The sequence below is a fragment of the Chloroflexota bacterium genome (assembly GCA_035652535.1).
GTDB lineage: Bacteria > Chloroflexota > UBA6077 > UBA6077 > SHYK01 > DASRDP01.
The window spans coordinates 22,244-35,014 of the sequence record DASRDP010000092.1; the positions used below are offsets into that span (position 1 = coordinate 22,244).

The 12,771-nt window shown below is 66.7% G+C and carries 13 protein-coding genes; 5 read left to right on the forward strand and 8 right to left on the reverse strand.

Features of this window, described 5'->3' with window-relative positions:
- Nucleotides 1-151 precede the first annotated feature (151 nt).
- The 8 genes from VFC51_10845 to VFC51_10880 form a co-directional block, all read right to left on the reverse strand.
- Nucleotides 152-448, reverse strand: a complete 297-nt coding sequence (locus VFC51_10845; GenBank protein ID HZT07517.1) for a hypothetical protein — start codon at nucleotides 446-448, stop codon at nucleotides 152-154.
- A 169-nt stretch (nucleotides 449-617) separates the two neighbouring features.
- Nucleotides 618-875, reverse strand: coding sequence for an acyl carrier protein (locus tag VFC51_10850; GenBank protein HZT07518.1), 258 nt, complete (start codon nucleotides 873-875; stop codon nucleotides 618-620).
- Nucleotides 872-2,023 carry a dihydrolipoamide acetyltransferase family protein gene (locus tag VFC51_10855; GenBank protein ID HZT07519.1) on the reverse strand — a complete coding sequence of 384 codons (1,152 nt, stop codon included), beginning with the start codon at nucleotides 2,021-2,023 and terminating at the stop codon, nucleotides 872-874. The genes VFC51_10850 and VFC51_10855 overlap by 4 nt, the downstream gene beginning before the upstream one ends.
- On the reverse strand, nucleotides 2,016-2,999 hold the full coding sequence (locus tag VFC51_10860) for an alpha-ketoacid dehydrogenase subunit beta (GenBank protein HZT07520.1): 984 nt from the start codon (nucleotides 2,997-2,999) through the stop codon (nucleotides 2,016-2,018). Before VFC51_10860 ends, VFC51_10855 begins: the two co-directional genes overlap by 8 nt.
- Nucleotides 3,000-3,003: 4 nt before the next feature.
- The gene (gene pdhA / locus VFC51_10865) at nucleotides 3,004-3,993 is read right to left on the reverse strand and encodes a pyruvate dehydrogenase (acetyl-transferring) E1 component subunit alpha (protein ID HZT07521.1); all 990 of its coding nucleotides are present in this window, start codon (nucleotides 3,991-3,993) and stop codon (nucleotides 3,004-3,006) included.
- Nucleotide 3,994: 1 nt separating this feature from the next.
- Complete coding sequence (gene acsA / locus VFC51_10870; GenBank protein ID HZT07522.1) at nucleotides 3,995-5,788, reverse strand: acetate--CoA ligase; 1,794 nt, start codon at nucleotides 5,786-5,788, stop codon at nucleotides 3,995-3,997.
- A 2-nt stretch (nucleotides 5,789-5,790) separates the two neighbouring features.
- Nucleotides 5,791-6,168, reverse strand: coding sequence for a carboxymuconolactone decarboxylase family protein (locus VFC51_10875; GenBank protein HZT07523.1), 378 nt, complete (start codon nucleotides 6,166-6,168; stop codon nucleotides 5,791-5,793).
- A 13-nt stretch (nucleotides 6,169-6,181) separates the two neighbouring features.
- The gene (locus VFC51_10880) at nucleotides 6,182-6,625 is read right to left on the reverse strand and encodes an HPF/RaiA family ribosome-associated protein (protein HZT07524.1); all 444 of its coding nucleotides are present in this window, start codon (nucleotides 6,623-6,625) and stop codon (nucleotides 6,182-6,184) included.
- Nucleotides 6,626-6,846: 221 nt separating this feature from the next.
- On the opposite strand from VFC51_10880, the gene VFC51_10885 reads away from it, so the two are divergent.
- The 5 genes from VFC51_10885 (at nucleotide 6,847) to VFC51_10905 (ending at nucleotide 12,576) form a co-directional block, all read left to right on the forward strand.
- The gene (locus VFC51_10885; GenBank protein HZT07525.1) at nucleotides 6,847-8,262 is read left to right on the forward strand and encodes an ATP-binding protein; all 1,416 of its coding nucleotides are present in this window, start codon (nucleotides 6,847-6,849) and stop codon (nucleotides 8,260-8,262) included.
- Between the two features lie 41 nt (nucleotides 8,263-8,303).
- A complete protein-coding gene (locus tag VFC51_10890) occupies nucleotides 8,304-10,244 on the forward strand; it encodes an adenylate/guanylate cyclase domain-containing protein (protein HZT07526.1) in 1,941 nt (646 codons plus the stop codon).
- 193 nt (nucleotides 10,245-10,437) lie between these two features.
- Nucleotides 10,438-11,136: a dienelactone hydrolase family protein gene (locus tag VFC51_10895; GenBank protein ID HZT07527.1), complete on the forward strand. Its 699-nt coding sequence runs from the start codon at nucleotides 10,438-10,440 to the stop codon at nucleotides 11,134-11,136.
- Between the two features lie 23 nt (nucleotides 11,137-11,159).
- Nucleotides 11,160-11,858, forward strand: coding sequence for a phosphoribosyltransferase family protein (locus VFC51_10900; GenBank protein HZT07528.1), 699 nt, complete (start codon nucleotides 11,160-11,162; stop codon nucleotides 11,856-11,858).
- Nucleotides 11,859-11,883: 25 nt separating this feature from the next.
- Nucleotides 11,884-12,576, forward strand: coding sequence for a BON domain-containing protein (locus VFC51_10905; protein HZT07529.1), 693 nt, complete (start codon nucleotides 11,884-11,886; stop codon nucleotides 12,574-12,576).
- The last annotated feature ends 195 nt before the right edge of the window (nucleotides 12,577-12,771 follow it).

Genomic DNA, 12,771 nt, shown 5'->3' on the forward strand with positions numbered 1-12,771 from the left:
GGCATCCGAAAACAGGATAGCTGCCCGAAGCTGATGGTTCCATACCCCGCAGGGTAGTTTCCCCCAGTGCACCGTTGGCCCGACGGTGGACGGGCCCGCGACTCACCATCGGGCCGCGCCGGTCGCTCCATCACGCTGTCGACCGTGCTGGCTAGCTGCGGCCTCCATCGGTGACGACGATGATCCCTCCTTCAGACCTGGGCCAGATGCGCATGACGCGCGCGGTTCGTCCGCGGTGCTGCGTCGAGATGTACAGGCCGCGTGGCCGCGTGTAGGATCGGCTCCAAGCCAGGCAGGCGTCCCAAACCCTGGGCGTGTAGACGATGGGGAGCAGCGCTTCCAGATGATCGACAACGACGCGGTGGTAGAGCGTCCCGTTCTCGTCGCGGATCTCCGCCAGGTACCGGTATTTGGCCAAGGGGCTCGGCATCGTTCGAACGAGTTCCATGACGCGCGCCTCCTGCTCCGCGATGGACTCCACGCGGGATGGTCGGAGCCTCTCGATTCCGAGGGCGCGCCGTTCTTCGTCGCCGAAGGCCGTCCCTCGGTTCCCCACGGGATCGCGTAATAGTCCGCCCGCGGAGGGAGCCCCGACGTCGCTGCCGACGAAGTGCGTTTTATGTGGTCGCCGTCGCGAGACGCGCCGCCAGGTACTCGACGCAGCCGTTCAGCGTGGCGAGCTTCCGATAATCCGTCTCAGGAATCGGAATCCGAAGCTCGTGATCGATGGCGACGACGAAGTTCAGGAGATCCATCGAGTCGATGTCGAGCTGGTCACGGATGTTGGCATCCGGATCGAGAGCAGCGAGGTCCGCTTCCGGCGCGATCTCGCCCAGGATTCGAACCACGTTCTCGCGAATTTCCGTCTCTTTCATAGCTTCTGTGGCTCCTGGAGGAGGCGGTCGATGGCCGCCAGGAATACGCTACCGCGGTGCCCGTCGGCGACTCGGTGGTCGGCGGAGAGCGTCGCGACGACCACCGGCCGGGCGACGATCGCGCCGTCGACCACCCAGGGGCGCTCCACGATCCGGCCGAATCCGACGAGGGCCACCTGGGGCGGGAAGATGATCCCGAACGCGGCTTCCGCGCCCAGGTCTCCCAGGTTCGTGACGGTGATGGTCGGGTCAGACATTTCCGACGCGCGGAGCGTGCCGGCCCGCGCGCGCCCCACCAAGTCGCGCAGGTCTCGCATCAGCTCGTCGAGACTGCGCTGGTTGGCGTCGTGCAGCGCAGGCGCTACGAGGCCGCCGCCGCGCAGGGAGATCGCGACGCCGACGTGCACATTGGCGATGCGCTCCACGTGGTCGCCGGCCCACGTGGCGTTCAGCTCCGGCACGTCGCGAAGCGCGAGCGCCGTTGCCTTGATCAACAAGACGCTGGAGAGCAGACGCTCGGCCACGGACCGGCGCGCGTTTTCCGCGGCGAGCCACGCCAGCGCCGCCGCCATGTCGATGGTCTGCTGCAGATAGAAATGTGGGATCTCCTGACTGGATCGCGTCATGGCCGCGGCGATCGCCTGGCGCATTCGCGTCGCGCGATCCGAGGGAGCGGGCGCGGCGGCTGGTGTTACGGCGCGTTGGACATCCTCGATCTGCACGCGCCCGCCCGGGCCCGTTCCGACGATGGCGCTGACGTCGATCCCCAGCTCCCGCGCGAGTTTGCGCGCCGCGGGGGAGATCCGGGGTCCCCGTCTGGATGGCTCCGTCGCCTGGGGTGCTGGCATGGGGGCTGCCGTGGCCAACGGCTGAGTTGTGGTGACCGCCGGGCGCAGGGAGGCCGTCGTCTCACCCGGCTCGCGAATGATGGCGAGGGGCGTGCCGACCGGCACTTTCTCCCCGGGCTGAACGAGCAGCTCTTCGACGACACCGTCGGTGAAGACCTCGACCTCGACGACCGCCTTGTCTGTCTCCACGTCGGCGATGATCTCGCCGCGGCGCACCGTATCGCCCGGTCCCTTGTGCCAGGCGACCAGGGTGCCGGCCTGCATATCCGCCCCCAGGATGGGCATCACAAACTCACCCATGGTCGGCGAACATCCCCTGCACAGCGGCGACGATGGTCGCGGGCTGGGGCAGCACCGCGTCTTCCAGATGTTTCGCGTACGGCATCGGGACCTCCGCGCTGCACACCCGCCCAACCGGCCAGTCGAGCGAGTCAAACGCCCGCTCCATGATCTGTGCCGCCACCTCCCCGGCCAGGCTGCCGGTCCTCCACCCCTCGTCGACGATCACGGCGCGATGGGTCTTCGCGACGGATTCGAGGACGGTCGCCATGTCGAGCGGACGAAGCGTACGCAGGTCGAGGACGTCTGCCTCGATCCCGCGTTGCGCCAGCTCGTGCGCCGCGTCCAACACCTTCCCCAGCGATCCCCCATAGGTGATGAGACTCACGTCGCTGCCCGCACGCCGGATGGACGCGTGGTCGATGTCGCAAGGGCCGGCGCGCTCGTCAACATCTTGCGCTAAGGGGTAGAGGAGCGCGTGCTCGAATATGAACACCGGATCGTGCTCTGCCATCGCTGCCAGCATCATGCCGCGCGCATCGGCGACCGTGGCCGGCGCCAGAACCCGAATCCCGGGCACGTGCGCGTACCAGCCTTCCAGGCTGTGGGCATGCTGGGCGGCCATTTGCCGGCCGCCCCCGCTGGCCATGCGCACGACGAGGGGGATCTCGAACTGGCCGCCGGACATGTAGCGGATGGCCGCCGCGTTGTTCACGACCTGGTCGAGAGCCAGCAGGCTGAAGTTGATGGTCATCACCTCGACGATCGGACGCATGCCTGCGAGGGCGGCGCCAATGCCGGCGCCGACAAAGGTCGACTCCGAAAGCGGCGTGTCCCGCACGCGGTCTGGCCCGAACTCCTCGAGGAGGCCATGGGTCACGGCGAACGAGCCCCCGTAGCGTCCGACGTCTTCGCCCATGATGAACGCGCTGGGGTCGTTCGCCAGGATCTCTCTCAGGGCGCCGCGCAGCGCGTCGCGATAGGTCATCTTCGTCATGGCGTCACCTGCTCGTCACGAATTTGGCCACATCCTCGACCGGCTCCCACGGGCTCGCTTCGGCGAACGCGACCGCGGCTTCGATTTCGGCGTCCACGGAGGTCTCGATCCGTGCGAGATCCTGGTCGGAGATCAAATGCTCCTGTTGCAGGAGTCGCTGGAACGCCGGAATGGGGTCGCGCGCTTTCCATCGCTCGACCTCGTCCTGGCTCCGATAGAGCTGGGGATCGGCCATCGAATGCCCGCGAAATCGATAGGTGCGAAACTCCAGAAGCTGCGGCTCCATTCGCTCGCGTACGAGCTGCGCGCGCTCACTCGTCGCTCGCTCCACGGCCAGGACGTCCATGCCGTCCACCGCCTCGGCTTCGATCCCGTACGCGCGGGCCCGTTGGGCAACGTCGGTGACGGCGTGCGACCGCTCGATGGCGGTGCCCATGGCGTAGCGGTTGTTCTCGCAGCAGAAGAGTACCGGGAGCTTCCAGAGTGCCGCCAGGTTCAGCGACTCGTGGAACTCGCCCTCCACGACCGCCCCCTCCCCGAAGAAGCAGGCGGTCACGCGGTGGTTCCCCTGGAGCCTGTCCGCAAGCGCGAGCCCCACCGCGATCGGCAGGCCGCCACCAACGATGGCGTACCCTCCGTAGAACCGGCGGGTGGCGTCGAAGAAGTGCATGGACCCGCCGCGACCCCGGCTGCATCCGGTTGCCTTCCCGAACATCTCCGCCATGAGGACGTCGGCGGAAACTCCCCGGGCGAGCGCGTGGCCGTGCTCCCGATAGGTCGCGACGACGGCGTCGTCCGGCGTGATGGCCTGCATCGCGCCGACGGCCACCGCCTCCTGGCCGATATACAGGTGGAGGAACCCGCGGATCTTTCCGATCTGGTAGACCTCCGCCGCCTTCTCCTCGAAGCGGCGGATCAACAGCATCGTGCGCAAGAGCGCCTGGGCATGGGCCCGATTGGTAGGCGGGCTCGACGAAACGACAGGTGATGTCATCTTAGCTGGCCTCCAGCGTTGAGATGTCCCCTTCCGGGAGTCCCATCTCGCGCGCCTTCAAAAGGCGGCGCATGATCTTCCCGCTCCGCGTCTTCGGGATCGACGGCACGATCTCGATCTCCCTCGGCGCGATGGCCGCGCCGAGCCGCGATCGGGCAAAGCCGAGCAGGTCGCGCCGAAGCTCCTCGCTCGGCGCATGGGTGCCCTTGAGGGCGACGAAGGCCTTGACCACTTCGAGCGCGACCGGGTCCGGTTTGCCGATGACGCCGACTTCCGCCACCGCTGGATGCTCCATCAGAACGCTTTCGATCTCGAAGGGGCCGACCAGGTGGCCGGCTGTCTTGATCACGTCGTCGGCGCGGCCGACGAACCAGAAGTAGCCGTCCTGGTCGCGTCGCGCCAGGTCTCCGGTCAGATAGAAGCCGCCGCTAAAACACTTCATGTAGCGCGCGGTATCGTTCCAGTACGCGCGGAACATGGACGGCCATCCGGGCCGCAGCGCCAGCTCGCCCAGCACGTCGGGTCGCGCCTCTTCGGTGATCGCGCCGTCGTCCGCGCGATGGACGATCGCGGCTTCGATCCCGGGCAAGGGTCGCCCCATCGAGCCCGGTTTGATCGCCATGCCTGCGTAGTTGGCGATCATGATCCCGCCCGTCTCCGTCTGCCACCAATTGTCATGAAAGGCATGGCCCAAGGTCCTTTCGCCCCATACCACCGCCTCGGGGTTCAGGGGCTCGCCCACGCTGCCGAGAAAGCGAAGTCGCGCCAGGTCGAAGCGCTTGGCCAGGTCGCCGCCGGCTTTCATCAGCATGCGAATCGCGGTGGGCGCGGTGTACCAGACGGTGACGCGCTGGTCCTGCAGCAGGCCATACCAGCGCTCGGCGTCGAAATCGCCCTCATCGACGATGCTGGTGACGCCGTTCGTGAGCGGTGAGATGATCCCGTAGGACGTGCCCGTGACCCAGCCGGGGTCCGCGGTGCACCAGAAGACGTCGCCCTCGTGCAGGTCGAGCGCGATCTGGCCCGTCGCGTGGTGGACCACGACGGCGCCGTGAACGTGGAGCGCGCCCTTCGGCGTGCCGGTCGTCCCGCTCGTAAAGTGGAGGAGCGCCATATCTTCCGGGTACGTCGCCCCGATGGTGTACTCGTCGCTCGCCTCTTCCATCAGCCGAGAGTAATCGAGCGTGGCACGCGCCTCCGCCGTGCCGCCGTGCTCGGACACGAGGATGACGTACTCGAGGTCGGGCAGGGCCGAGCGGATCGCCGCCACCTTACGCTTGTAGAGCGTCTCCGTTGTGACGAGCACGCGCGCGCCCCCAATGGCGGCGCGGGCCCGGATCGGCTCGGGTCCGAAGGCCGAGAAGAGGGGGCAGAAGACAGCCCGATGTTTCAGTGTTCCCAGTGCCGCGACGTAGAGCGCAGGGATCCGCCCGCAGAGGGTGTAGACTCGGTCGCCACGGGCCACGCCGAGCTTGCTCAGGACGTTGGCGAAACGGTTGGTGAGTCGGCGAAGGTCGGCATAGGTGAAGTCCTCGACGCGGCCATCGCGCGCCACCCAGCGAATCGCCACTTGGCTCGCGCGCGGCCCGGATGCGTGCCGATCCACGGCTTCGTGAGCGATGTTGAGCCCCATTCCACCGGGCAGGCCGCTGAGCCCTCCGCGGACCGCGTCCCAGGTGAAGCCGGCGCACAGGTCCTCGTACGCGAAAGCGCGCCCATCTGGACGTCGATTCTCGATGATCGGCCAGGGAACCGTAGAGCTTGCTGCCGCAACGGGCGGGTCCTTGGCGATCATGCTCAGGCCGCCGACAGTTGGAACTGGTCCAGCGCCTCCAGCGCTTTCGCTCCGTAGATGACCGCCGGCCCGCCGCCCATCATCACGGCGACGCCGATCGCTTCCAAGATCTCGGCCCGCGTCGCGCCGGCTCCCAGCGCGTCGTGCACGTGGTACGCAATGCAGCCGTCGCAGCGCGACGACACGGATATCCCCAGGGCGATCAACTCTTTTATGTGGCCCGGGAGCGCGCCGCTGGCCAGCGCCTTCTTGTGCAGAACGGCGAAGCCGGACATCGGCCCTGCGGCCTCTCGGCCCAGATATGGAATCAGCTCCTGGAGCCGCTCGTACATTTCCGGCCAGCTATGGATCATGGTCGGCGCGGAATGCAGATCGTTCATCCGGTTGCCTCCCTCAGGCGAGGTCCTCCTGAATCGCTTCCTTCTCCTCTACGTCCTCCGCTTCGGCCACTCGTGCGGCGTGCGCGGGGCTGAACTGCGACGGGCGGAGGCTTGCGGGGAGCCGGCGGCTGGGGACGCCAAACGTCGGCTCTCCTCGCTGGCCTGCGTGTCGCCGCTCGAGCTGGCGTTCGATGTCGTCCACCGCGAGGCTCACGGCCCGGTCGGCGGATTCGGCGTTCTGGCGGCTCACCAGCCCGCCGCCAAGCGGCCCGAGCTGCACGCGCAGGTGGAGGCCGATCCGCTTGGTCGCCCGATGAGCGGTAAAGGCGAGGGTTGCGGTCGGAGCTGGGTGGTGGGCGAGTCGCTGCTCGAGTCGCGCGAGATGGTGCTGGATTTTTCGATCCTCGGCGTCGCTCAGGCTGAACCCGCTCGTTCGAACGATTCTTTCGAGGGCCATGGTCTGCGCTCCAGAACCAGATTAGGGCTCGACAGGCCGGCGCTTCGCCGTCTGATGCCTTCACGATATTCCGTCCGATCGTGGGACGGACAGACATCTCGGGGTGGTTCGAGGCCGCTTGCAGACTGCCCGCTGGGATGGCGGCAACTACCTGCCGGCGGTGGGCCTGCCCGGGCGATTGGTCCCTACGCTTATGGCATCCGCCCAATGGAGGTGACGCCATGACCACGGCCGGTAGACAGCCGTCAACCGAAGAGCACCGGGTCGGGGACAGGACCTCCGAGGAAGACACCCTCGTAGAAGGGGAGCCGCGGGCCCCATTCTTCCCGGAAGCGCCCACGACAATCGACGAGACCGGGATGCCCAACGCCTTCCTCCTCGACCATGCGATCCGCATCCTGTATCAGGCCACCGAGCTGACCGGCTACGAAATCGCCGAGCGGATGGCGCTGCCGTTTTATGGCGTGGTGGCGCCGCTTCTCGAGACCCTCCGACACGACCACGAGATCGAAGTGAAGAGCCAGCGCGGCATCGGCGATGCCGGCTACCTTTACGGGATCGTCGAACGGGGTATCAATCACGCTCACGCGGCCGCGGAGCGGTTGAACTATCTCGGGCCCACGCCAGTTCCGGTGAGCAAGTACGTTGAGTCGGTTCTTGCCCAGTCCGTCCGAGGCGTCGTCGTCACGCAGGAGAATATCCGCCGAGCGTTCGCGGACCTGATCCTCAAGGACGATATTCTCGACATGATTGGGCCAGCCGTGAACTCCGGCGCATCACTGTTCCTCTTTGGCTTCCCGGGCAACGGCAAGACGGCTATCGCCGAGCGGATCACGAAGCTCATGGGGGACCGAATCTTCATCCCTCACGCTGTCGAGGCAGACGGAGCCGTGATCACGGTGTTCGACGCCGTCAATCACACGCCCGCGGAGGACGTCGACGCCAGCGGGCAGCCAGTCAAGGCAACGTGGGACGCGCGCTGGGTGAGGATCGAGCGACCGATTGTGATGGTCGGCGGCGAGCTGACCATGCCCAGCCTCGACCTGCGCTTCAACCCCGTCGGCAAGTACTATGAGGCGCCGTTACAGATGAAGGCGAACGGGGGCATGTTTCTCATCGACGACTTCGGTCGGCAGATGATTCGACCTCAGGACCTGCTGAACCGATGGATCGTGCCGCTGGAGAAACGCATCGACTTCCTCAACCTCCTGACCGGTAAGAAGCTCGCCATTCCCTTCGAGGAGTTGATCGTCTTCTCGACGAACCTCGATCCCGCCGATCTGGTGGACGAAGCCTTCCTGCGACGGATCAAGTTCAAGATCAACGTCGTCGATCCAGACGAGGAGCAGTTCCACACGATCTTTCGTATGGTCTGCAGGCAGAGAGGGATCGAGTTCGATGAGCATGCGTTCGAGTACCTGCTGAACGCGTGGTATCGTCCGGCGAGAGGGCAGCCGCTGCGCATGTGCCATCCGAGGGACATCGTCGATCAGCTCATCGCCATCGCGAAGTATCGAATGGTGAAGCCTGAGCTGAGCCGAGAGCTTCTGGACGCGGCCTGCGGCTCGTACTTCGTCACGGTTTCCGGCCCGCGCGTGGGCCGTCCCGCGGTCACCGTTCGGCCCGTGGCGGCCTGACTGGCGATCCGAGCTATTTCGCGCGTGAACGAGAACGCCGAGTGAGCCGGTTCGGTTCGCAGGGCGAACGTTCGGTCGCGGTGGCGGTGATCGTCGGCCTGCTCGTATCACTGCTCAGCGGTGCGCTGCTGTTGATGCCGAGCCAGTTCGTCCAGGTGCTCGAGCTGAACGTCTCCGACTTCCTGTTCATTCGCGACGGTGGGCCTCTGCTCGGCACGCGCGCCGCCCGAAACGACATCGCGCTGGTCGTATGGGATGCGAAAAGCCAGGAAGCCCTCGGGGTCCCATTTCCCAGCCTGAGCCAGGACCTGCAGCTCTACCAGGCGCTGATCGAGGGCGGCGCACGCGTGGTGGGCGACACGCGCCTGCTGTTTTCGGATACACCGGGGCTCGAGTCCTTCATGGGCTCGCTGGCGACGCTCGACCCACAGGGGCTCATCGAGCGCGACGCGAGTCCGGGCAACGCGGAATGGTTCGTCGCGGACCAGGCCACGTTGCGGCGACACATCGGCCACAGCCCGCTCCTCGATCCGTCAGTCAGCGACGTCACGCAGTTCGTCCGCTACTATCCCCTCCTGAGCTTCGATCCCGTCGAGGGGGTCGACGAGAACATGGCGCTCAAGATCGCGCGAGCAATGCTCGGCGCGCCGCGGGCGCCCGACCTGGACCAGATCGGACGGGAGAGCGGGATCGCAGCCATCTGGGCGCTGGGCTCAGGACTCGCGACCGAGGAATCGCTGTCTCCGGCCGTAGTCGAAGCGGGCCGCCATCCCCAGCCTTACCCGCTGGATGCCGGGCACCGCGTTCACTGGGTGGTTCCGCCCAACCCACCGGCGCGTTTCCTCGTGTCTCCAGCCGCGTTCTGGATCAGCTACACAGGGCCGCACGGTAGTTATCCGACCGTCTCGTACGTCGACGCGCTCCAGGGTCGCGCGCAATCGCTCGCCGGAAAAGCCGTACTCGTCGGCGAGGCGCTGGTGCCGGGTGACACGTTTCCGGCGCCGGTGTCGGTCTCCAAGCGGATGTACCGGGTCGAGATTGTGGCCCAGGCGGTGCAAACCATCCTGGACGGTCGCTTCATCGAGACCCCGCCAGAGGCGCCGCCGAAGGCCCCGAGCGTGATCATCGCGGCCATTTTTGGGCTGGCTGGCGCGTTATTCGTTGCCCTATTCCGGCCGCTGCGCGGCAGTCTGGCCGGCGTGGCGCTGCTTGTCATGGGCCTGGTGGCGGCGACGTTTCTCTATCGGTCGGTCACCTTGGCCGACGTGGTGGTGGCGCCAGGTGCCCTGATTTCGGCGCAAGTGCTCGTCGGCGGCTATGAATACGCGCGCGAGGCCCGCGCGCGTCGACGCGTGGCAGACCTATTTGGCCGGTACGTTCCGCGTTCGGTCGTGGCCCGCGTAGTCGAGCAGCCCGAGGTACAGGCCCGCGCCCTCGGCGGGGTGACCCGCGACATCACCGTTCTTTTCGCCGACATTCGCGGCTTCACCGCGCTCTCCGAGCATCTTGCTCCTGATGAGGTGCTCTCCCGACTGAATGAGGTGTTGAAGGTGATGGTCGCATGCGCGTTCAGATACGAGGGGACCGTTGACAAGTACATCGGGGATGCCATCATGGTGCTCTTCAATGCGCCGGTCGATCAGACGGACCACGTGGAGCGTGCCGTGCGGACTGCGCTGGACATGCAGCGGGCCATGGCAGCAGAGCCGAACGAGCTGGGGTTCGGCATTGGCATCCATTGCGGTGAGGCCGTGGTCGGGACCATTGGCACGCCGGAGCGCCTGGAGTACACGGCGATCGGCGCGACGGTGAATTTGGCCTCCCGCCTGTGCGACACGGCGAAGGGCGGCGAAGTCGTCGTGTCTGACGAGGTGTACCGTCGCCTCGAGGGTCGCCTCGACGCGCGGGCCCTGCCCCCGATTCGAGTCAAGAACATCGATCGTGAGCTTTCGATGTACGTCGCAACGGGAATCCACGAGTAGCGGACGATCCGCCCTTTTCGTGTCCAGCCTACCCGAAGGGGTCGCCGCGAGGACCCTCTCCTCGGGGGGTGCCCGCCCACGCCCATTCGGGGTACGGTGAAAACAGGGGCTGGATCTCTCGCAACGAGGAGAATGGCGCGCCATAAGGCCCCCGACGCGAGAAGCGATCGATCCCAGATCGGAGCGAGAACCCATGCGAGAGCAAATGCCGACCGAAGACCCGGTCGAACAAACTGTGCAGCTGGACCTGGGCGAAGTCAGGCTCGAAGGGACACTCGTGTTGCCGCCGGGCACGCGCGGCGTCGTGCTGTTCGCCCACGGCAGCGGGAGTAGTCGATTCAGTCCGCGAAACCGCTTCGTGGCGCGGAAGCTGCAAGAGGGCGGCATCGGGACGCTTCTCCTCGACCTGCTTACCAGGCAAGAGGAGATGATCGACGCGCGGACGGGACACCTGCGATTCGATATCGGTCTGCTCGCCGAACGAGTCATCGGCGCGGCCGACTGGCTTCGAACGAAGGCCGACACGCGAGCTATGCGAATCGGGTACTTCGGGGCAAGCACCGGCGCCGCCGCCGCGATCGTCGCTGCGGCCCGGGAGCCGACCTGGGTCTCCGCAATCGTCTCTCGTGGAGGACGGCCGGATCTCGCGGAATCCGATCTTCGCCGCGTGCAGACTCCCACATTGCTCATCGTCGGCGGTCGCGACTTCGAAGTTCTGGACCTCAACCGCGCGGCGCTCGAACAACTTCCCGGCGTCAAAGCCCTGGAGATCGTACCCGGCGCCACCCACCTCTTTGAAGAGCCGGGAGCCCTCGAGCGGGTCGCGGAGCTAGCGCGGGGCTGGTTCGCCACCTATCTCGGCCAAATGCGCGACCGTGCGCGGGCGGCCTGAGCATATGAATGGGAGGTGTATCCGTGGATGGGGAGTACAGACGGGTCATGGGGTTTCGCGATCGCGCCGATGCCGGACGGCGGCTGGGCCGAGCGCTTTCCCGATTCCGCGGCGCCGACACGCTCGTGCTGGGGATCCCCCGGGGCGGCGTCGTCGTCGCTGCTGAGGTTGCCGACGAGTTAGACGCGGAGCTGAACATCGTGGTGGCCAGGAAGCTTGGAGCGCCGGACCAGCCCGAATTGGCCATCGGGGCTGTCACCGCCAATGGCGGGCAGTACCTCAATGACGAGCTGGTCCTCGAGATCGGCGTGTCCCAGTCGTATCTCGATTGGGTCATCGACGTTGAAACGGCAGAGGCGCGCCGGCGCGATTCGACGCTTCGAGGTCGGGTACCGCCCGCCCGCATCAAAGGACGCACCGTGATCGTCGTCGACGACGGCCTGGCCACCGGCGCGACGGCGCGGGCGGCGCTGCGGTCGGTCAGGAAGGGGGAGCCGGCGAAGCTCGTGCTCGCTGTTCCCGTGGGGGCCCGGCATACCTGCGATGCGCTGCGGCCGGAGGTGGACGAGCTGGTGTGCCTGGAATCGCCCGAATGGTTCCCGGCGGTCGGCGCCTTCTATGGGTACTTCGAGCCAACGCCGGATTCCGAGGTCCGGCGCCTTCTGGAGCAGGCTGCCGCGCGGCGCTCGGCGAGCCGTGCGGGGCTGGATAGGAGCGCGTAGGCGCGTCCAACAGGGAGGGCGAGCGATGTACCAGCCGGAAAATTCAGACCGCTCGGCGCTCACCGATGAGCAGCGGGCCCGGCTCGTCGACGATGAGCTGCGCAACGCGGAGATCTCTCTGGTCGTCTCCGTCCAGGGGCGCGAGGTGAGATTGAGCGGCGTGGTCCATAGCCACACCCAGCGCGCGCACGCGGTAACCATCGCTCGACGCGTGCTGCCGGGATTCCGAATCGTGAGCGAGATCGCCGTTCGGCCTCCGGAGCCAGAGCCTATCCCGGGGGATGTCGTGGTGCGAATCCATCCAGACGAGCCCGAGGTGGCTGATCGCTACGTGACGGATATCACGCAGACGACGGAGCAGGGGCTCGCTTTCTTTCCGCCGACTGACCCGGTCGTGGTCCCCGGGGAGCGCGGTCTGGAGCTGCGCGGTGGGTTCAGTGCAACGTCAATGGACTCGCTCACCGAGAATGAGAACGCGAGCACGCCGGACGAACCGGGCTCGCGTGGCGATGAGGCGATCGCCGATGACATTCGGCGCGAGCTCGCGGAAGATTCGATGACCGCCTTCCTCTCGATCGACGTGCGTGTTGAGCGGGGCGTCGCGACGCTGAGTGGGACTGTCCGCCATTTGGAGGACGCGGACGCGGCCGAGGAAGTGGCCGCGCGGGTCCCGGGGGTCGTCGACGTCCGTGAGCGGCTGGAAGTGCTCGGCGTGTAGCACGGTGCCGAATGACCGATCACCCTCCGATTGGTCGAAGGGGATGCGGTCTGCCGGCCGCCTGGTTGGCGGCAACGGCCGCATTGGCTTCGCGGAAGATCGCTCGCAGGATAGGCACCTGACGCAAAGGATTCGGCGCGCCCAGCCGAGCTGGCGCCGTCCCCCGTCATCGCCGTCGGGGGACACGGCGGGGAG